General features: G+C 56.9%; 14 protein-coding genes. 2 read left to right on the top strand and 12 right to left on the bottom strand.

Annotated elements, in window-relative coordinates:
- Window positions 1-9 precede the first annotated feature (9 nt).
- Window positions 10-2,109: an ATP-dependent DNA helicase RecG gene (gene recG, locus HMPREF1121_RS04765; protein WP_044115012.1), complete on the top strand. Its 2,100-nt coding sequence runs from the start codon at window positions 10-12 to the stop codon at window positions 2,107-2,109.
- Here recG and HMPREF1121_RS04760 read toward each other — a convergent pair.
- Window positions 2,106-3,272: a PepSY-associated TM helix domain-containing protein gene (locus HMPREF1121_RS04760; RefSeq protein WP_044115157.1), complete on the bottom strand. Its 1,167-nt coding sequence runs from the start codon at window positions 3,270-3,272 to the stop codon at window positions 2,106-2,108. The genes recG and HMPREF1121_RS04760 overlap by 4 nt on opposite strands.
- A gap of 490 nt (window positions 3,273-3,762) precedes the next feature.
- Between HMPREF1121_RS04760 and HMPREF1121_RS04755 the strand changes: the two genes are divergently transcribed.
- Window positions 3,763-4,983, top strand: a complete 1,221-nt coding sequence (locus HMPREF1121_RS04755; protein WP_044115011.1) for an S-adenosylmethionine:tRNA ribosyltransferase-isomerase — start codon at window positions 3,763-3,765, stop codon at window positions 4,981-4,983.
- Between the two features lie 101 nt (window positions 4,984-5,084).
- On the opposite strand, the gene HMPREF1121_RS04750 is transcribed toward HMPREF1121_RS04755, so the two are convergent.
- From HMPREF1121_RS04750 to HMPREF1121_RS04700, 11 genes are all read right to left on the bottom strand, one after another.
- Entirely contained in the window at window positions 5,085-7,007 is a 1,923-nt protein-coding gene (locus HMPREF1121_RS04750) for a SusD/RagB family nutrient-binding outer membrane lipoprotein (protein WP_044115156.1), read from the bottom strand.
- 19 nt (window positions 7,008-7,026) lie between these two features.
- The gene (locus HMPREF1121_RS04745) at window positions 7,027-10,227 is read right to left on the bottom strand and encodes a SusC/RagA family TonB-linked outer membrane protein (protein WP_044115010.1); all 3,201 of its coding nucleotides are present in this window, start codon (window positions 10,225-10,227) and stop codon (window positions 7,027-7,029) included.
- A 478-nt stretch (window positions 10,228-10,705) separates the two neighbouring features.
- Window positions 10,706-12,439: a phosphoethanolamine transferase gene (locus HMPREF1121_RS04740; RefSeq protein ID WP_044115009.1), complete on the bottom strand. Its 1,734-nt coding sequence runs from the start codon at window positions 12,437-12,439 to the stop codon at window positions 10,706-10,708.
- Between the two features lie 55 nt (window positions 12,440-12,494).
- Window positions 12,495-12,968, bottom strand: a complete 474-nt coding sequence (rlmH, locus tag HMPREF1121_RS04735; protein ID WP_044115007.1) for a 23S rRNA (pseudouridine(1915)-N(3))-methyltransferase RlmH — start codon at window positions 12,966-12,968, stop codon at window positions 12,495-12,497.
- 140 nt (window positions 12,969-13,108) lie between these two features.
- Window positions 13,109-13,519, bottom strand: a complete 411-nt coding sequence (locus HMPREF1121_RS04730) for a DUF3127 domain-containing protein (protein ID WP_009432536.1) — start codon at window positions 13,517-13,519, stop codon at window positions 13,109-13,111.
- Between the two features lie 34 nt (window positions 13,520-13,553).
- Window positions 13,554-14,543, bottom strand: coding sequence for a tryptophan--tRNA ligase (gene trpS, locus HMPREF1121_RS04725; protein ID WP_009432657.1), 990 nt, complete (start codon window positions 14,541-14,543; stop codon window positions 13,554-13,556).
- A gap of 125 nt (window positions 14,544-14,668) precedes the next feature.
- The gene (locus HMPREF1121_RS04720; RefSeq protein ID WP_044115004.1) at window positions 14,669-15,121 is read right to left on the bottom strand and encodes a hypothetical protein; all 453 of its coding nucleotides are present in this window, start codon (window positions 15,119-15,121) and stop codon (window positions 14,669-14,671) included.
- A gap of 823 nt (window positions 15,122-15,944) precedes the next feature.
- On the bottom strand, window positions 15,945-17,294 hold the full coding sequence (locus tag HMPREF1121_RS04715) for an alpha/beta fold hydrolase (protein ID WP_044115003.1): 1,350 nt from the start codon (window positions 17,292-17,294) through the stop codon (window positions 15,945-15,947).
- Between the two features lie 36 nt (window positions 17,295-17,330).
- A complete protein-coding gene (locus tag HMPREF1121_RS04710; RefSeq protein ID WP_044115001.1) occupies window positions 17,331-18,239 on the bottom strand; it encodes a sodium Bile acid symporter family protein in 909 nt (302 codons plus the stop codon).
- Window positions 18,240-18,257: 18 nt separating this feature from the next.
- Window positions 18,258-18,794, bottom strand: a complete 537-nt coding sequence (locus tag HMPREF1121_RS04705) for an NUDIX domain-containing protein (RefSeq protein ID WP_044115000.1) — start codon at window positions 18,792-18,794, stop codon at window positions 18,258-18,260.
- A gap of 95 nt (window positions 18,795-18,889) precedes the next feature.
- Window positions 18,890-19,852, bottom strand: coding sequence for an ROK family protein (locus tag HMPREF1121_RS04700; RefSeq protein WP_044114999.1), 963 nt, complete (start codon window positions 19,850-19,852; stop codon window positions 18,890-18,892).
- Window positions 19,853-20,188: the final 336 nt, after the last annotated feature.

Genomic DNA, 20,188 nt, shown 5'->3' with positions numbered 1-20,188 from the left:
GGTGCTACGATGGCTAAGGACTTCCTCCTCACCCCACTGACCTACCTCCCAGGTGTCGGACCACGGAGAGCGAAAGCGCTCGCCGAGGAGCTGGACCTATATACCTACCTTGACCTCCTGCATTACTTCCCCACGAAGTACGTCGACCGCTCGCGCATCTATCAGATCCGTGAGCTCCGAGGTGAGATGCCCCACGTGGAGCTGAAGGGCTATATCCGTGACTTCAAGGAGGTAGGTGAGGGGCGTAAGAAGCGCCTCGTCGCGTACTTCACCGATGGCACGGGCACGATCGAGCTGGTATGGTTCCGCTCCATGCCCTACATCCGCCAGCGCTACATCCCGGGGCAGTGGTACCTCGTCTTCGGCAAGCCTGTCTTCTTCAACGGCGCCTACAGCATCAGCCACCCCGAGATCGACGAGGAGTCAAAGGCCGCACAGGTCAGCGGTGGCCTCATGCCCGTCTATCCCCTCACCGAGAAGCTCACCCGCGCTGGGCTGAATAGTCGTCAGATGCGCCAGCTCCTCTACGTGCTGAAGGAGGCCTGCGTCCCCCACATCACCGAGACGCTCACCCCCGAAATCATCGAGCGGGCACGCCTCATGTCCTACGCCGAGGCCATCGAGCAGATCCACTTCCCCGTGACGAAGGAGGGACTGGAGGCAGCACGCAGACGATTGAAGTTCGACGAACTCTTCTTCATCCAGCTCCGTCTCCTCGGTATGAAGCGTGACCGCAAGGCCGCTTCTCCTGGGCTTCTCCTACCACGTGTCGGCGATGCCATACGCGGGCTCTATGGAAGTCTGCCCTTTGACCTGACGGGTGCGCAGAAGCGTGTCATCCGCGAGATCCAAGCCGATGTCATCAGCGGCCGTCAGATGAATCGCCTCATCCAAGGGGATGTAGGGAGTGGTAAGACCCTCGTAGCGCTCTTCTCCATGCTTCTCAGCGTGGACAACGGCTATCAGGCGTGTATGATGGCGCCCACCGAGATCCTCGCCCGTCAGCACTACGCTTCTCTCTGCGAATACCTCGCACCGCTGGGTATCGAGGTAGGCCTACTGATCGGGAGCACGAAGAAGAAGGAGCGCACACGCCTCCTCGCAGACCTCAGCACAGGCGCGCTGAAGATCATCGTCGGCACGCATGCCCTCTTAGAGCCCGTTGTACAGTTCGCCCATCTTGGGCTGGCAGTCATCGACGAGCAGCACCGCTTCGGTGTCGTGCAGCGCTCGGGGCTGTGGCAGAAGGGCGAGCAGATCCACCCGCACATCCTCATCATGAGCGCTACGCCCATCCCACGTACGCTCGCCATGACCCTCTATGGCGATCTCGATATCTCCGTAATCGACGAGCTCCCACCCGGGCGCAAGCCTATCGAGACCTACCACCAGAGTGAGAGCGAGATGTATCGGGTATATCAGTTCCTCGAGCGCCAGATGGAGGAGAGCCGTCAGGCCTATGTGGTCTTCCCTATGATCGAGGAGAGCGAAGAGGAGTCGATGCGCACGCTCGACGAAGGCTTCCGCCGCTACAGCGAGCACTTCGCCCACCGCAAGATCGTGCGTGTACATGGTAAGATGAAGCCCGATGAGAAGGACGAAGCCATGCGTAGCTTCGTCTCGGGCGAAGCACAGATACTCCTGGCGACCACCGTCATCGAGGTCGGTGTGAACGTGCCCAACGCCTCGGTCATGGTCATCGAGGGTGCCAACCGCTTCGGGCTCTCCCAGCTCCATCAGCTCCGTGGGCGTGTCGGCCGTGGCGCCAGCCAGAGCTATTGCATCCTCGTCACGGGCAAGGACCTCGGCGAAGATGCCAAGCGCCGTATCGCTATCATGGTAGAGACGAACGATGGCTTCGTCATCGCTGAGGAGGATATGCGCCTGCGTGGCTTCGGGGAGATCGACGGCACACGCCAGAGCGGTCAGCAGCTGAGCCTACGTATCGCCAACCCTGCCCTCGATGGCGCCATGGTGCAGTACACCCGCACACTCGCCGAGGAGATCCTCAGCGAAGACCCCGACCTACAGCTCCCGAAGAACGAGATCCTGCGCCATCGCCTCCACGAGATCTACTACGAGCGCCCCTCCTGGAGCCAGATCTCCTAAGCCTTACTACCGCTCTTCGCCTTACGCTTCTTCCCCCACTTACGCTGGTAGAAGATATAGTAGCCCGTCAGCGGGAGCGATGCACCGAAGAGCGTAGCTAAGACGTAGCAGATACGTGTGAAGAGACCGCCCCAAGCCCCCGTGTGGACCGAGTAGATCCAGCCGCGGAGCTTCTTATCTCGCTTGGCCTCACGATAAGCCTTGTACTCGGTCACCTGCCCCGTCTTTTTGTCGAAGCGATAGCTATCCGCAGCACGGATATTGCCCAGCCCAGCAAGGGGTACTTCGACCTCCCCATCCTTGACCGTGATCTCTGGATAGTCTGCTTCGGAGACCTCTCTGACATAGCTCACGACCTCTTCCCAATAGATATGGGAGGCTGGGAGCTTCGCCTGCTCGGCGCCCTCCTCACGGGGGGCATCCTTACGCTTATCCTTCTTGGGACCCTTATCACCCTTGCCCCCCTCGGCCATCTCTGCACCAAAGACCTTATAGAAGCCCGTGCGATACCACTCGAAGGACCACGTAAGCCCCGTCATAGCCATCGCCAAGAGGAGTACGAAGACATACACCCCACCGACAGCATGGAGATCATAGAAGAGGCGCTGACGCCCCTGACGCAGTGAGATCTTCAGGCGCTTCCCTACGCCCTTGAGCTTCTTCGGCCACCAGAGGAAGAGCCCCGTGAGGAGGATGAAGACGAAGAGGAGGGTACTTGTCCCCACGATGACGCGCCCCCAGAAGATCCCTTCGCTATCCGGCTTCATACTATCGAGTAGCCAGCGATGCAGCTCGCGTACCGTAGTGAAGAAGGCGAGGCGTCCACTCGGGCCGATGATCTTCCCCGTGTAAGGATCGATGAGCACCCCTGCTCGGCGGGGTTTGGAGAGCCCTACGTTATAGGCACGATGAGGGGAGGTGGGTATGGTGATACTCGTGATCTCTACACTATCGGGGGTCTTCTCTGCGACGCGCTCCAGAAGCACGCTGAGCGGCAGAGGCTCTTGGTCGGGTACAGATGCCACGCTCTCGTGCTGGACGAGCGCGGTAATTTCCTTCTCGAAGACGAGCAGAGCCCCCGTGAGGCAGGTCGTCATAATGATAAGCCCAAAGGGCAGGGAGAGCCACAGATGGAGCTTCTTGAAGAGTTTGCGTACAGTCATAACTCGGTTATCTAAGTAAAAGGCTCCCTCCTCAGGGAGCTGGGGAACCTGATCGAATGCACCTCGCTTATGCGCCTCACGGTGCATATCGAGGAGAGAGAGCTATAGGCATAGCCTCTCCTTGAGGCCCAAAGATATATATTATACCTATTCCACCCCCTACTGATAGAGCTGAGCTGGAGGAAGCTGTACTGGAGGGTAAATCATCCTATATTGGTAGATGAGTCAACCTATATAGGTCCGTGAAGCGATCTATATAGGTCGGCGTGATGACCTATATAGGTTGACTCATCTACCAATATAGGTTCGCATCACCCCCTCCCGAAGTTCACTCAGGATAGGCACTATTTAGCACGGAGCAAGAAGCCTTTTCCCCTACTCCTCATCACGGAATAGTGTGGGTATCTGTCCCGCAGTCAGAGGCACTTGGGGCGCTTTTGCGTACTTTTGTGCCACCCACATCAGGGATATTTCCCCCTAAGAGAGTAAGATGAATATACGACCCCAAGAGATCCAGATAGCCGACTACGACTACCCCCTGCCCGACGAACGCATCGCCAAGTACCCCCTTGCCGACCGCAGCAGCTCCAAGCTCCTCCGCTACCAAGCTGGCGAGATCGAGGAATTTACCTTCCGTGACCTGCCCCGTCTCCTGCCCGAGGGTGCCGTACTCGTGCGCAACAACTCCAAGGTCATCCGTGCCCGCCTCCTCTTCCACAAGGACTCAGGCGCACGCATCGAGATCTTCTGCCTCGACCCCGCCTCCCCCACCTCCTACGAGCTCTCCCTCGGGGAGCGCCACCGCTGCTCCTGGCACTGCCTCATCGGCAATGCCAAGCGCTTCAAGGAGGGCACACAGCTCACCCGCCTCCTCCACCGCGAGGGACAGGGCGAAGTGACGCTGACGGCTGAGCGTGGCGAGGAGGGGGTCATCCACTTCTCTTGGGACAATGATGCCTATACCTTCGGCGAACTCTTAGAGCTGATGGGTATCCTCCCCATCCCGCCCTACCTCGGGCGTGAGACGGAGGAGCAGGATCTGACGACCTATCAGACGGTCTATGCCGAGACCGAAGGCTCGGTAGCAGCCCCCACAGCGGGCCTGCACTTCACCCCCGCAGTCTTCGAAGAGCTACGTGCTCAGGGCACGCCCGTGCTGGACGTCACGCTCCACGTAGGCGCTGGTACCTTCCGCCCTGTCAAGGCCGACCACATCGGCGATCACGAGATGCACGCGGAGCTGATCAGCGTCAGCCGCTCGACGCTCCTTGCCCTTCGTGAGCATATAGGGCAGATCATCGCCGTGGGTACGACGAGCGTCCGCACGCTGGAGAGCCTCTATCATCTGGCTATCGCCCTACGCCGTCAGCCCGACACGCCCCCGACGGCCCTACATGTAGAGCAGTGGCTCCCCTACGAAGAGGGAGCGGACGAAGAGCTGACGACAGAGGAAGCCCTCGACACGCTCCTCAGCTATCTCGATGCGCAGGGAGAGGACACGCTCGTCTTCCCCACGAGTATCATCATCGCTCCCAGCTACCGCTACCGCGTGATCCGAGGTATGGTGACGAACTTCCACCAGCCCCACAGTACGCTCCTGCTACTCATCGCTGCCCTCATCGGTGACGACTGGCACCGCGTCTACGACTGGGCACTCACCCACGACTTCCGCTTCCTCAGCTACGGCGACAGCTCGCTGCTCCTGCCTTAGCGAAGCCAATACCTATATAAAGCAGAGCGCCTCCCGCCTGAGTCCTCGGACTCGTAGGCGGGAGGCGCTTGCCTTATAGGTAAGGGGTGGAGGAAGCGAGCTTACTGCTTCTTCTTAGCCCAGTAGATGGGCGTGAAGACCTTATCCTCGCCACCGAGCGCCTTGATAGCAGATTCATAGCCGGGCTTATTGCCGTTGACGATGCTACTGGGCAGGGGCAGACGCTGAGGATAGTAGTCGACCGACACCGTAGAGTAGGTAGAGGCGGTGAGCTGGGGCATGTTGTCCAGCGCCTTCTCTACCGCAGGCGTTTCGAAGAAGGGAAGACCCAGACGACGGTGGTCACTCCACGTCTCCAGAGGCAGCCAAGGCGTGTTGGCGATGAACTTCTGCGTGATGATCTTCGTCAGGTGGTCGTTCATAGCTGCCTTATAGAGGCGGCTCTTCATCTCAGGATAGCGGTAGGTGTAGTTCTCCATCTGACCCGTGTAGCCGTTCGTGCACTTCATCGTCACGGTAGCAGCAGGCTCCGTGGTGTGATCCCAAGCGACGGACGTCCCTACGCGGTTGTAGGTCTGTGAGGTGAGGTAGCTATCGACGGAGCCAGCACCCTGATAGGCGAAGCTCGCGCGGATACCCTTCTCATAGGCGTCCTTACCCGTCAGAGGCACCGTCCAGCCACGTACAGCAGCCTCAGCGATGAGGAAGTAAGTCTCCCATTCGCCGAAGAAGACACGCTTATTCGTACTGTTGCGGTACTTCAGACCAAGGCGGGGCATCGTACCGACCTGCACGAGGTCGTTGATGGCATTGAGGTCACCCCAAGAGCCACCTACCCACGCATTCCACGTGTACTTAGCATTGATCGTCTTGAAGTCCTTCTCCTTGTCGGTAGCATCCTTCAGCTTGTACTCGGTCGTCGTAGCGGCCTTACTCCACGAGGGATAGAAGCAGAAGTCGGGGTTCTCCGTATCGCCAGCGATGATGAAGGTCTTATAGGCACGAGGGTCGATGACGCCTGGTAGGCCGTCCATATAGAAGCCAGCCGAGGGGTCAGTCGTCGTCAGAGGGAAGTGCTTATCGTAGCGCACGCCGAGGTAGTCAGCAGGCTTGATATGGCTCGAGTAGCGGCTGTCGGTGAGCTGCGTAGCAGAGCTGACACCACCCAGACCGAGGACGAGGTTGCTGTACGTAGGAGAGAGGATCTGGTGATTCCACTGACGGCTCATGACACCCGTCAGGTCGTCCCAGCCATCCTTCTCCTGGACCTCGAAGCGGTCGCTTGCAGAGGTGATACCCCCTGCAGCAGCAGCTTCCTCGAAGTGCGTCTTAGCCATCGTAGGGTCGACCTCAGAGAGGCGCATCGCGAGACGCATACGCATCGAGTTGGCATACGCACGCCACTTAGCGGTGTTGTAGCCATAGGCACGGTCGAGCTTATTCGTCTCGCCGTTGTCCGAGCCAGGAGCGGTAGCGAGGATATCAGCGGCCTCCTTCAGCTCGGTGAGCATATAGGCATAAGCCTCCTTAGCACCTACGTAGGTGGGGTTACCACCCTGATAGCCGTCGATGGAGACTACACCGAAGTTGTCACAGAGCTCGGAGAGCATATAGACACGCCAGATACGAGCTACCTGCTGGAGGCTCTTGTCATAGGTGCGTGCCGTGCCGTCCTTGATACGCTTCTCGCACATAGCGATAGCGTCGGTGAGGGGCTTGAGGCATTCCTCAGCCATACGGCTGTAGTAGTCGGAGCTCCAGCCGTCACTGAAGCCACCTACGGCAAGACCACCACCACGGTGCTGATGGCCGCCCGTCTTCCAGTAGAGGACGAAGGCACGCTCTGCCACGTGGGGATTCTGCTGAGCAGCTATGATCGCGCGGTTGATGAGGTACTCGGGGAGCACCTGATCCTGCGAAGCGGCAGTGGGGTTAGTATTGACTTCGTCGAAGTCGCGGCACGAGGCGATACCCATCGTAGCGCACAGGCACAGACCCCAGAGGAGAATATTCTTCTTGTTCATGATATACATGGCTTAGCGACTAGAAGCCGAGGGTGATATTGAAGAGGAAGGAGCGGGTCGTGGGAGAAGAGGCGAACTCATACCCCGTAGCGTTGGAGCCCGTAGCGAAGACCGACTCAGGGTCGATGCCGTTCATATAGCTCTTGATCATCCACACATTGTTGCAGGAGATACCGAGCTTAGCCTTCGTGATAGGCGTGTTCTTCAGCAGGCTCTTGGGGAGCGTATAGCTGAGGGCGATGTTACGCAGACGTACGCTCGTAGCGTCGTAGATGTTCGCCTCGTTAATACCGAGGTTCCCGCTACGACCGACGATAGCACCCCAGTAGTCCTGAGGCGTGACTTCGGTAGTATTCTTCGTGTAGACCGTCTTACCAGCGACTTTGCTCTCGACGGCGCCGTCGACGACGAACTTATCACGAGCACCATTGACGACGGTAGCAGCAGCGGCACCACCAGCCTGCAGGGCGTGGTTCGTACCAGAGAACATCTTACCGCCGAAGCGAGCATCAATAAGGAAGCTCAGGTCAAAGCCAGCGAAGGAGAAGCTGTTCGTCAGACCAGCCAGGAGGTCAGGCTGCTGGTCACCGAGCTTCTTCTCGTCGCCTGCGATAGGCAGACCGTTCTCGTCGGTGATGATCTTACCATAGAGCTCGCTCGTCTTGTCCTCGACGCGCTTGTAGCTTGAGCCCCAGATCTCACCATACTTACCGCCTTCGCGAGCGAGGATCTTCAGGTTGTCATACGTACCGAGGTTGTACTCCGTCACGGGGGACTCGATACCACCGCCATCGTAGAGCTTGATGATGCGGTTCTCGTTGTGCGAGAGGTTCAGCTGGGCATTCCACTTCAGCCCTTCGCTGCGGATGATATCAGCGGTGACCATGAACTCAATACCTTCGTTCTGGATGTTACCTGCGTTGATCATCTTAGCATCGTAGCCGCTGGCAGGGTCCATGCCGAGGCGGATGAGCTGGTTGGTAGCATTGGTGCGATACCAAGCGAAGTCTACACCGAAGCGGCTATCGAAGAAGCGCATCTCCAGACCCAGCTCGTAGGACTTGATGAGCTCACTGCGGACCTTCTCGTTGTAGAGGACGTTGTCGATGTTGGCCATCGTACCGCCGAGGGGATCCTTCTCGATGCGGTAAGCGCTGTAGAGCTGGTAAGGCTCGAGGTCATTACCCACCTGAGCAGCCGAGGCACGTACCTTAGCGAAGGAGAGCCATGAGGGAGCGTTCACATCCATCTTACGGAGCATGTCGGTGATGACCAGCGACGTGCTGATAGAGGGATAGAGGAAGGAGCGGTTAGCCTTCGCCAGCGAAGACGACCAGTCATTACGCAGCGTACCATCGAGGAAGAAGTACCCGTCCCAGTTCAGCTGTGCCGTACCGTAGAGTGAGTTGATCTTCTTGTGGCTGTAGGACTCAGAGTTGTCGGGCTTGTCGGTACCGTTGGTCAGCGAGAAGAGGTTAGGTACAATGAGCTGGCTGACGCTGGCACGAAGGCCATTGTGCTTGCGCTCCATGAGGTTCCCCCCGACGGAGCCCGAGAGGCCGAGCTTACCGAAGACGTTGTCACGCTGTGCAGAGACGAGGAAGCTGTAGTTGTTCTCATAGAACTTGATCTGCTCCGTCTCATACTTCCCCCCACCACCTGCGATAGGTGAGCCAGCGTAGGTCTTACGCTCGATGCGCGTAGAGTACTGGTCAGAGCCCACACGCAGCTCTGCATTGAGCCAGTCGGTGATCTTGTACTTCAGCGCTGCACTGATGAGGAAGCGGTCACGCGTATCATTATTGAGGTTGTACTTGCTTGCCCAGTAGGGGTTCGTCTGATTACCTACACCATACCAGCGCATAGCACCCTGAGGCGTACGGGCTTCCTCGAAGTCGCGGATGTCCATACTGCGGGGCAGTGAGTACATGGTATAGAAGGCATTGGAGGCATTAGCACCATTGAGTGGACGGTTCTGTACGAAGGAGCGGATGTACTGGACCTTCGTATCAGTGCTCCAGCGGTCGCTGGGGCCGAACTTCGTCGTGGCGCGCAGCGTCATATTCGTACGGCCGAGCGAAGCGCCAGGGATGTGGCTCTTATTGTCGGTACGTGTCAGAGAGGAATAGATGGACGTGCGGTCGTACATCTGAGAGAAGGCGATGTTCTCCGTCAGGTCGATCCCAGGAGACTTGAAGTAGCTGGCTACGTTGTCATAGGCCTGCATATTGGTCTTCGTGCCGTCCCACTTCGTGTACTCCTGCCCTTCGATGCGAGGACCCCAGCTGGAGGAGACGTCGTTCTTATAGGCACCGTTAGTACCTTGACCGAACTGACTCTGCAGTCTGGGCACCATAAAGAGGCGCTCTACACCTACTGAAGAAGAGATCGTGACACCGAGGCCATTGTTCTTACGCCCGCTCTTGGTGATGATCTGAATGACCCCATTACCAGCGCGAGAGCCGTAGAGGGCAGCTGCCGAAGCACCCTTCAGCACGGTCATGCTCTCGATATCTTCGGCATTGATATCGGAGAGACCGTTACCCATGTCGGCTGCGGGATTCCAGAAGTCATTGTTCGTAGCACCTGTCGTGTTGTCCATAGGCACACCGTCGATGACGATGAGGGGCTGATTGCTGCCCGAGAGTGAGCTATTACCACGCAGTACGATCTTCGAGGAGGAGCCGGGGCTGCTGGAGCCCTTGATGATCTGGATACCAGATACCTTACCCGAGAGTGCGTTGGTGATGTTGGGCTCGCGTACAGCCATGAGCTGGTCACCCTTGACCTCCTGCATGGCGTAGCCGAGGGCTTTCTTTTCACGGCGGATACCGAGTGCGGTGACGACGACACCACTGAGCTGGGTCATCTCATCCTCGAGCGTGATGGAGAGGGGCGTACCCGTCCAGCGGACGGTCTGGGTCTTATAGCCCACACAGGAGATGACGAGCTCGGACCCTACCTTGAGTCCGCTTAGGACAAAGTGTCCCTTGGGGTCGGTCAGTGTCCCCTTGCCCTTAGCCTGGCCTTTGACCAGGATAGTAGCACCGACAATTGCCTCACCCTTGGAGTCCTGTACGGTCCCTGTGAAGGCGACCTTACGATCCTGAGTCTGTGTCATGGCGGTCTCTACCGGCGTAGCATAGGCATTTTCTAAGGCGAGTCCTGGCAGCGAAAGACCCACGAGGAGCACGCTGCAGACTGTCTTCATTCGTTTCATAGGCTTATATCGTGTTAGTGATAAAAGGTCTATAAAGATAGATATTCTTTTAGCAAAGCAATGGTGTAATTGCCTATAACTAAAAACTTTACAAATGAATACACTTAACTAATCCCTAAGGAAAATATCCAACTCCTTATAGGTCGGTGGCTTACACCTGCGATGGATCGACCACTGCCCTACCCAAAGTGCGCGACCGAGGCACCACGCTCGCCCCACACTTCTCCCCCGAGAAGCTATGTCTTAGCACCAGCTACTCTACCCCACTCCACGGAGATGAAAAAGTAACCACTACTGGTCGCTGATGGAAGCAGTACTGGTCACCGCGCGAAGCAGTACTGGTTGGTAATAGTGACCAGTACTGGTCAGCCGACGAAGTAGTACTGGTCGCTTTACCCCATATATAAAAGGACTCCCCCTGAGGAAGGTACGCCAAGACGTACCACCTCAGGGGGAGTAGTATATGTAGCGTGTGAGGCTACTCGTTCGGCAGGGGACCTAAGTGCAGTCCCTTTGCACGGAAGAGGCGGATATCCTCCTCGGGCAACTCGAGTGCCTCGATGGGCACGCATTCGTAGCGGTCATTGAGGTAGAAGCGCACACCGCCCTTGAAGCGCGAGCTGACGACCGAGAGGTCATCACGGCGATAGCGTGTGCGGATACCCGCCAGCTCGAGGAGCGTGTGGAAAACGGAGTTCGACGAGACGGCCTCACGACTATTGGAGCGCCCCTGAGCGAAGAGCTGCGGGTGGGCATCTCGCCAGCGCTTGTCGCCCCAGATGAGGAGCGGTACGTGGAGCTGGTAGTAGGAGACGTCGGGCGAGGAGTGGAGGAAGCGCTCGCGGTCGTCATCATAGACGTCCTCCCCGTGGTCGGAGATATAGACCATCGAAGCGGCACGATCGCCACCCTCGAGGACGCGGACGACGGAGTCGACGAACTTATCCGTCTGGCGCACGGCATTGTCGTAGGCATTGCGCAGGACGAGGCTGTCGGCCTCCGATCCCGAGTAGTGCCCTTTCACAGGGAAGAAGGTATCCTCCTTCGGATAGCGGTCACGGTAGCTGAAGTGACTACCATAGGTGTGCAGTACGACGAAGAGCTTCGGGTGCTCACTCGCCATGAGACGCTGCAGATAGGGGATCATATCGCTATCGTAGAGACGGCGCTTCTCACGGCGAAGCTCCTTACGGATGGGGTGATGCTCGTCTCCTTGCATAGCGAAGAAGTCCACATAGCTGTGGTTCCCTGGCTGATTGGAGATGAAGGCTGTATAGAAGCCCGCTTCACGGAAGGCCGAGAGGATCCCCTGCACACGGGGTAGGTTCTCCGCCGAAGACGCATCGGCAGGCGAGAGGATGATGGGGATACTCTTATACGTCGTATTCGACTGAGTCAGTACGTCAGCAAAGGCGATAAGCCCACCATCACGGTGGAGCGAATCGATATGCGGCGTCGTCTCACGGGGATAGCCGTAGAGGCTCCAGCTGTGTGCACGTGACGTCTCACCGAGGATGAGGACGTAGATCTCACGCTCGTCCTTGGCACGCTCGGAGGTAGCCTTGTAGCAGAAGTCCTGGCTGGTGCGGTCGTAGTGCATCACCTCATAGAGCTTCGTCGTCGCCAGATACATATTGTAGAAGACGCTCATCGGATAGACCTCCGCACGCAGATGCACGTAGGGGAAGCGCTTCTTCGCCCCTATATATATAGGTAGGGCGACGAGAAGGATGAGCACAGAGACGAGGGCCATACGGCGACGAAAGCGTGGCGAGAGGCTCTCACGGCTACGAGCCGAGAGCGTCGCCACGACGAAGGTCAGGGCGTAGAATCCCCCGCTGGCGAGGATGGGCCAGAGGATGTTGGAGAGGAGTTCGCCCGCTTCATCAGGCTCCGAGGTGAAGATATTCAGGAGCATATCCACCGCGACGACGGAGCCACTGAATATCGTCAGGAGCACGAGCTGGAAAGCATGGAGCAAGACCAGCACGAAGAGCCCCCAGTAGACACGCCCAGGACGCTTCGCCGAGAGCAGGAGAAGCATGTACACCGGTAGCATCAGCAGGATATTCAGCACACGCCCTACGGCAGGCTGCTGCATGACGACGGAGAGTACGACATTGGGCAGGAGAAGCGCCAGCGTCAGTATCCAGTAGTAGCATCGCTGGTCAGCACGGCTTACCCAAGCCTGGAGCCGATCCCATATACGCATATAGAGAGAAATAGAATCTTAGTGATATGTGTAGAGATAAGACATAGGCACTACCCTACTCGTGGTGATAAGGTTCGCCTCTCAAGATCGTCTGCGCGCGATAGAGCTGCTCCACAGCGAAGAGGCGTACCATCTGATGAGAGAAGGTCATCTGACTCAGCGACACGCGGTCATCCGCCCGCTTATAGACCTCCTCCGAGAAGCCGTAGGGGCCTCCTATGACGAAGACCAGACGGCGCACACCCGATACCATCACCCGCTCGATATACGAGGCGAAGGCGGTACTTGAGAACTCTCGTCCGCGCTCATCGAAGAGCACTACCCTATCCGACGTACTGGTCTGGCGCAGGATCTCCGCTCCCTCCATCTGCTTCTGCAGCTCAGGGGTGAGCTTGCTGGAGCGGCGGATATCGGGGATGATCTGCAGGGTGAAGGGCAGGTAATGGCCGAGGCGATCAGCGTAGAGCTTCGTCAGCTCTTCGATCGCACGGCTATCGGTCTTGCCCACAGCGAGGAGAAGGAGGTGCATCGGCTATGAAGTAGCGGGGTTCAGGCGAGGGGTAAGTGTCTATATCCACCAGACCCATTAGACTTCACTCTTGGGCACAGGGCTCGACGGGATCGTCTAATGGGTCTGGCGTCTACAGGCGGTAGTCTACCACCAGTAGCTTAGAAGGGCAGGTCATCTGCAGCACCAGCGGGAGCTACAGGCTGAGCAGCAGGAGCGGCGGCAGGTGCCGCTGCGGGAGCTGCGGGAGGCTGAGGTGCGCTATAGGCAGCAGGAGCGGGAGCAGCTACACCGGGGAGCTGGATGCCCTGGACTACGTTCCAAGCGCGGACAGACGTGTACCAGCGGCCATTGAACTCACGGCTCTCTACGTCGATAGATACCGTCACTTCCTGACCCACCTGCATGGGGAACTTATTCACATTGTCGCCGAAGACTTCGAAGCAGACCTTGCGGGGGTACTGCGTGCCGAGCGTCTCGAGGATGTATTCTTGTACTTGCCAGGGGTTGCCAGCCTTGCTGGTACCCGTGCGCAGGGGGAGTACCTGGACGATTTTACCGATTAATTCCATGGGGAGTATCTTATCTAAATTGAATGATTCTTGCTTAGCGGGGGCGGAAGCCGATGATGTGACGGACCTCGTCGATCGTCTTCGAGGCGGACTCACGAGCCTTCTCAGCACCGATGCGAGCCACACGGGAGAGGAGCTCCTTGTCGCCCTGGATGTCGAGGATGCGCTCACGGATAGGCGCGCAGAAGGCGTTGATATCGGCAGCGAGCTGCTTCTTCATATCGCCGTAGCGGATAGCACAGTCGTTGTAGAGACCGTCGAAGTGCTGGTAGACCTCAGGCGCAGAGACGATCTCCATCAGCGTGAAGAGGTTCTGGATAGGCTCGGGCTTCTCGCTGTTAGGCTCGGTAGGACCAGCGTCCGTGACGGCACGCATGACCTTCTTCGAGATCGTCTTCTCGTCGTCGATGAGGTAGATCGCATTGCCTTCGCTCTTGCCCATCTTCCCTGAGCCGTCGAGGCCGGGCACCTTCAGTGCACGCTCTCCGAGGGAGAAGGACTGAGGCTCGGTGAAGAAGTCCACGCCGTAGATGGTATTGAAGCGGCGGGCGAACTTACGCGCCATCTCCATATTCTGCTCCTGGTCCTTACCGACAGGTACCTTAACGGCCTTGTGCATGAGGATGTCAGCAGCCATGAGGGAGGGGTAAGTGAGCAGACCAGCGTTGACGTTGTCAGGCTGCTGGCGTGCCTTGTCCTTGAAGGAGGTCGTACGCTCCAGCTCACCGAGGTAAGCGTTCATATTGAGGTAGAGATAGAGCTCCAGCACCTCACGCACGTCGCTCTGCACATAGATCGTAGCCTTCTCGGGGTCGATACCACACGCCAGGTATTCAGCGAGGATGGTATTCGTACTACGGATGATATCATCGGGATGCGGATGAGTCGTCAGCGAATGCCAGTCAGCGATGAAGAAATAGCAGTTATACTCATTCTGCATCTGCGTGAAGGCACGTACAGCACCGAAGTAGTTACCTAAGTGAAGATTACCTGTGGGACGGATCCCGCTGACTACTGTTTGCATCGTCTACTAACTATGATCTATAATGTGGTCCTATATAGGTTACGAAGATAGCTAATAATTCACAATCCTGCCCCTTTTATATAAAGCAACTGGCTCTCCATCGGGGTGGAAAGCCAGTCACTTTGCTAAGACTTCTTATAGAGCGTTATCGGTGTAGTTTTCGTCGCTCCAAAAACATTAACGTAGGAGCTAAGATCAACCCCTTGAGGAGTAGGATCCCAGACCATAGTCTTCTCTGTCCTCTTCCTTATGACCCAAGTATACATTTCTGTACCGGTTAGAAGAGCGAAGGGATTTTGTAGACGGACTTTATACTCTAGGATATTCTTATTCAATGAATAATACCCTATAAGTCCATCGTATGTTAATGGCCCAACAGAATAAATTCTCATCTTATCCTCGGTGTCAAAGTAGAAAGTCATCTTCACTGGGATTTGCCCTTTTTTCGACTCAACATTGAACTCTGACTCCCAGATCGTACCAGACAGATCCTGAGTTGTGGGGATAGGAAGCTCCTTCTCGGTACATGACACGCATGCCAAGAGGAAGAGTATGATACCAGATAAGTAAGTACGCATAATGATTACTATTTAGAGTTAGACAATGGTACACTTCGTCGGTAGCTCGAGACCAGCTGATCCACGGGCTCGTTTGGAGTTTCATAGGACAGCGCATGTCCTTTTGCTTGAGAAAGGTATGAATTATTTTTCAGAGAGCAAGTGAAGCACAATATCCCCAATACAACCGCACCCAAGAACAGCCAATTAGTACTACACACAGCTTACCAACCGAAGGGGTACGGATAACTCTTACCCAAGGAGGTGGCGTGAAGCAATAAGGGGGGCTACGGATAATCAATAGTGGTTTGCAGTCAGACCAATAGTCGTTCGGATGCAAACCTATATTGGTCGCTGAGTGAAGCTATATAGGTCACTGCGACGACCTATATTAGTTCGTTGCTTCGCGTAAGGATAAAAGTTGCGGACGAGTGGCAGATAAGTTTGGACTACGTACGTGGCTCTAATATCTACGTACGTGGATATTTGGATTTACGTGACTGGTCTTTAAATCTACGTGTATAGACAGAGGAAAACCACTACGGGAAGGCGCTTTTTTCTTCATGAGTAGGACACTTTTCCCTCCGCAGGATAAGAGGAATACTTGTGATAAAGCGAAGTGCTTGCGTACCGCTTTGGAGAGGCATATCGGGGAGCCGCGTGCGATGCCTTAGCACTCTAAATAGAGGGCAGAACTCTCGGCAACAGTCTCCAAAGAAGGACTATACTCCCCCACTCCATCTCGTAGAAAGGTACGGATACAAAGCGGGCTGAGCACCCGACACCTCCTGCGAGAGATGTGAGACGCTCAGCCCGTCTATGATTTGTCTTGTGTAGGAGGAGGCTACTTCAAAGCAGTCAGCGAACGCACCAAGAAGTCAAGCGCATCGGAAGAGAAGTGCCCTCTCAGCGTAGTATATTCCATAGGCGAGCCCGTAGAGGAAGGCAGGAAGAGATGATTGAGCTTAGGCAAGACCTGCACCTGAGCCTTGGGCTGGAGACGCAGTAGCTCCGCCGCATTGGAGGGTAAGACCTGCTTGTCCATATCGCCGAAGAGCCCGATTACGGGGCACTTGACGGCACGCCACGTCCCTGCGACATCCAGACTAAGGAGCTGTCGGAGGTAGGGCGTGAGCTGGCTCATGATCTGCGTACGGATCGCCTCGTGGGTGCTCTTGTCGGGGCTGAAGACGGGCAGGAGTGGATCGATCACCTTCGCCGCACGTGCCTTCACTTCGTCCAGCGAGAGGCGCTTATCCTGCATCAGGCGATAGATCTCGCGGTTGGCTTTGCTGAGCGTAGCACACTCACTCTCGCTCTTCCCCGCGAGGATATTGAGGGCATCCATCTGATCCAGAAGGATGCGATCCATAGAGAAGGCGGGGCCCGCCAAGGACACGACCCCAGCTATCGAGCGGTCTTGGCCAGCGACCTTCGCAGCGATATAGCCCCCTTCGCTATGCCCGACGAGGAAGATACGCTGCGCCTGGACGCTCTTATTCCCCCGAAGGGCAGCGACGACAGCCTCAGCATCGTGCACGAAGTCCGTGATACTCGAGGCGAGAAAGACACCCGTGCTCTTCCCCACTCCACGGTCGTCATAGCGGAAGACAGCGAAGCCCGCCTCGGTCAGTCGGCGGGTGATATCCAAGAAAGGCTTACAGCCGAAGATCGTCTCATCACGATCCTGCGGGCCACTTCCCGTGATCAGGACGAGCGTAGGATAAGGCGCCTGCCCCGTCTTAGGCAGGGCAAGGCTACCCGAAAGCACAACAGACGAGCCCGAAACGGGGATGCTTAGCTCCTCCTCCATATAGGAGGTAGGCGCTTGGGGAGCGTCTTGCTTCTCGATCGAGCGCTCCATATCCAGCGGGAGACTCATACCTCCCTGCTGGAAGTTGCCCGAGAGCTTGTCATCCGCCGTGTGCACGGCGGTATAGGTCAGGCGTAGACTACGAAGCTCCATACGCAGGCTATCGCCCGAGACATGCACCTCATCGGCACGTAGCCCGTAGGCTCCTTGGTCTGGGCTATCCAGGGTAGCCGACCAGCGCCCCGCCTCTTCGGTGAGGTGAATGACCATACGGAGCTTGCCCATAGGGAGCGAGAGCTTACCCGACCAATCCCCACGGAGGCCCTGTGCGCTCACGACGAAGGGGAGAAGAAGAAAGAGGGAGAGAAGGAAGCGTCTCATAGTGGTAGAGATAGTAGTGCGTAGTGGTGTGGGGCCTCAGCCTTTGAGACGGCGTCGGCGATTCATGTAGTAGGTGAGGAAGAAGTTCTGCCAAGCGATATAGCCGGCTATACCTGGAGCGACGAGCGGATGCATGAAGGTGATGCATAGCCAGAGCGTCAGGGCGGTATTCTTCTGCCCCATGGACTGACGGCATGCGACCTCCTCGACGCCTATACGACGCGCCAGATGACTTCCGAGTGTGAACTGGATAGCGCACGCCAAGAGCCCGACAGCGAAGGAGGCGATGAGTAGCCCGACCTGCTCCGAGCCTTCCTTCAAGACGAAGGAGACGCTCTTCCCCAAGATGAAGAGCAGCGAGGAGAGCCACAAGAGGTAGGTGAGTTTCTTCGGTGGGTGAGGGGTCTTCCCCATGCTCTTCATCACACCGCGCACGAGCCATGCCAGCACGATAGGTAGCATGACCATACGGATCACCAGGAGCGCTATCTGCCCTGAGAGCGTCCAGAAGGGCAGATGGCTGTGCGAATCAAGTAGGGGGAGTAGGAAGGGTGCTACTAGGCAGATCAGCCCGTGTGTGACGATAGTGTAGCCCGTAGCGAAGCCTGTATCACCATCCATGAGGCTCGTCATCGCCCCCGCAGCGGCAGCCGCTGGTGCGAGGAAGCACATGAAGAGACTCGTAGCGATGACGTGATCCCACGCCGAGAGGAGAAGATAGAGCGTGCCCCCGATAGCGAGCTGGAGGACGAAAAGAAGGAGGTGCTTCGGTCGTGGAGCGGCAGCACTGGGTGGCATATTCAGCACAGCGAAGAAGAGCATCGCCGAGATGATCCACGGCGCCAGCCAACCATAGGGCGCTGTGATACGCCACGATACGAGCCCTACCGCAATGAAGAAGAGCGGTGCAAAGCCCTTCAGCCGACTCCAAAGGCTACCGAGCATAGGACAAAAATAGGTACGTTATCCGATGAGCTTAGGATCGGCTACGATGCGCTCTACACCGGCACGTATCGAGCGTAGACCAAAGGCCTCGGGACGGAGGTCTGCTGGGTCGACGATGACCAGCTCACCAGCATCATCCATAGCCGTCGCCCCGTCGAAGCTCTTCACACGCGTCAGGTAGAAGAGATCCGCCGTATAGACATCGACACCCGAATAGGGGTAGACATTGGGGATCGAGAAGAGTAGACGCACCTCCTTTGCCTCGAGACCCGTCTCTTCGCGCAGCTCACGACGCACGGCATCATCCACCGTCTCCTCGGGGTCTACGAAGCCCCCTGGAAGGTCCAGCGTGCCCTTCTCCGGATCACGTGCACGGCGCACAGTGAGGAGACGCCCCGCCTCGTCAAGGACAAAGCAAGCGACAGCAGAGGCTACATTATGGAAGTAAGTGAGGTCACAGCTCGGGCAGTGGATAGCACGGCCGTGTACATGCTCCAGCCCCTTCTGCCCGCATCGGGGGCAGTAGCTGAAGCTCGATAGTGGATGTATGTGCATAGGAAATAAGGGGTAGGGAAGTCGTATGGGGGGAAAGACAACAGACGAGCGCGGCAGTGCACCGGCTCGTCTGTCATCATAGGGATCGAAGGAGATTAGATTTCCTTGGCTTCCCAGCCGAGAGCGCTGGCACCGAGGACGGCAGCGTCGCTCTCCTTGAGCTGAGAGACGAGGAGCTTGGTCTTGCCTTCGTAGATCTTGAGGATGTTCTTCTCCATGTGGTGACGGATGGGGTTCATCAGGAGGTCACCAGCCTTGGTGAGACCCCCGAAGAAGATGATCGCTTCGGGAGAGGAGAAGGTGACGAAGTCCGCGCAGGCTTCGCCGAGGATAGCCCCCGTAGATTCGAAGATCTCGAGTGCAAGAGGATCGCCAGTCGAAGCAGCGTCGAAGACATCCTTACTCGTGATCGTGTCGATATCCAGCTCGCGGAGCTTACTTGCATCAGAGCGGATGGTGAGGTATTCGCGAGCCGTACGTGCTACACCCGTAGCCGACGTGTAGGTCTCGAGACAACCCTGACGGCCACAGCCACACATACGGCCATTGCGACGGACGATCATGTGACCGAGTTCGCCAGCGAAGCCATCGTGCCCGTAGACGAGCTGACCACCGACGACGATACCACTACCGACGCCCGTACCGAGGGTGATGACGATGAAGTCCTTCATACCACGTGCAGCACCATAGGTCATCTCACCGATAGCGGCAGCGTTAGCGTCGTTGGTGAGTGCCACGGGGATACCGATACGATCCTGGATCATCTGAGCCAAGGGGATCTTACCCTTCCAAGGGAGGTTGGGTGCGAACTCGATAGAGCCGTTGAAGTAGTTACCGTTAGGCGCACCTACACCGATACCACGGATCTTGTCCTTGCCACCGACCTGCTCGATGAGCATGTTGAGGCCTGTGACGAGGTCATTCAGGTAGAGCTCAATATCGTTGTGTGTACCAGTCTTGATCGAGGCATTGACGACGACATTACCACGGGCGTCGACGACACCAAAGACGGTGTTCGTCCCACCGAGGTCTACACCTATTACATAGGGCTTTTCCATTAGCTGTGCTTGTGTACTGTGATGTGAGATATTCTTGTTATTGAACAAAGATAGTTTTTTTCACCGATCAGTTGGCTCCGTCCCCCACGCATTCCCCGCGTGGAGTACCAGAAGTCGGTACCATAAGACACCAGCGTAGGGTAGTGGAGTACCCTACATCCAGGCCTCCCGACCCCGACGGCTCGACTTATCCCCAGTGCTTAATATAAGTGAAGTATATAGAGGAAGAATAAATTTTTTTCTCTCTATCTCCTATTGTTATTATAGTCGGTGGAATCGTGGGTAATCTGCTTACACCTTCACTTCCTCCACTCGGCTCCTCCACGGACTTATCCT

The organism is Porphyromonas sp. KLE 1280 (assembly GCF_000700805.1).
GTDB lineage: Bacteria > Bacteroidota > Bacteroidia > Bacteroidales > Porphyromonadaceae > Porphyromonas > Porphyromonas pasteri.
Note: the sequence above shows the minus strand (reverse complement) of the source record. Positions and strands in the feature narration are given on the sequence as shown.

What these genes read in the sequence shown, in the direction of transcription:
- recG (WP_044115012.1), top strand. Translation starts at nt 10, where the DNA reads ATGGCTAAGGACTTCCTCCTCACCCCACTGACCTACCTCCCAGGTGTC.
- HMPREF1121_RS04760 (WP_044115157.1), bottom strand. Translation starts at nt 3,272, where the DNA reads ATGACTGTACGCAAACTCTTCAAGAAGCTCCATCTGTGGCTCTCCCTG.
- HMPREF1121_RS04755 (WP_044115011.1), top strand. Translation starts at nt 3,763, where the DNA reads ATGAATATACGACCCCAAGAGATCCAGATAGCCGACTACGACTACCCC.
- HMPREF1121_RS04750 (WP_044115156.1), bottom strand. Translation starts at nt 7,007, where the DNA reads ATGAACAAGAAGAATATTCTCCTCTGGGGTCTGTGCCTGTGCGCTACG.
- HMPREF1121_RS04745 (WP_044115010.1), bottom strand. Translation starts at nt 10,227, where the DNA reads ATGAAACGAATGAAGACAGTCTGCAGCGTGCTCCTCGTGGGTCTTTCG.
- HMPREF1121_RS04740 (WP_044115009.1), bottom strand. Translation starts at nt 12,439, where the DNA reads ATGCGTATATGGGATCGGCTCCAGGCTTGGGTAAGCCGTGCTGACCAG.
- rlmH (WP_044115007.1), bottom strand. Translation starts at nt 12,968, where the DNA reads ATGCACCTCCTTCTCCTCGCTGTGGGCAAGACCGATAGCCGTGCGATC.
- HMPREF1121_RS04730 (WP_009432536.1), bottom strand. Translation starts at nt 13,519, where the DNA reads ATGGAATTAATCGGTAAAATCGTCCAGGTACTCCCCCTGCGCACGGGT.
- trpS (WP_009432657.1), bottom strand. Translation starts at nt 14,543, where the DNA reads ATGCAAACAGTAGTCAGCGGGATCCGTCCCACAGGTAATCTTCACTTA.
- HMPREF1121_RS04720 (WP_044115004.1), bottom strand. Translation starts at nt 15,121, where the DNA reads ATGCGTACTTACTTATCTGGTATCATACTCTTCCTCTTGGCATGCGTG.
- HMPREF1121_RS04715 (WP_044115003.1), bottom strand. Translation starts at nt 17,294, where the DNA reads ATGAGACGCTTCCTTCTCTCCCTCTTTCTTCTTCTCCCCTTCGTCGTG.
- HMPREF1121_RS04710 (WP_044115001.1), bottom strand. Translation starts at nt 18,239, where the DNA reads ATGCTCGGTAGCCTTTGGAGTCGGCTGAAGGGCTTTGCACCGCTCTTC.
- HMPREF1121_RS04705 (WP_044115000.1), bottom strand. Translation starts at nt 18,794, where the DNA reads ATGCACATACATCCACTATCGAGCTTCAGCTACTGCCCCCGATGCGGG.
- HMPREF1121_RS04700 (WP_044114999.1), bottom strand. Translation starts at nt 19,852, where the DNA reads ATGGAAAAGCCCTATGTAATAGGTGTAGACCTCGGTGGGACGAACACC.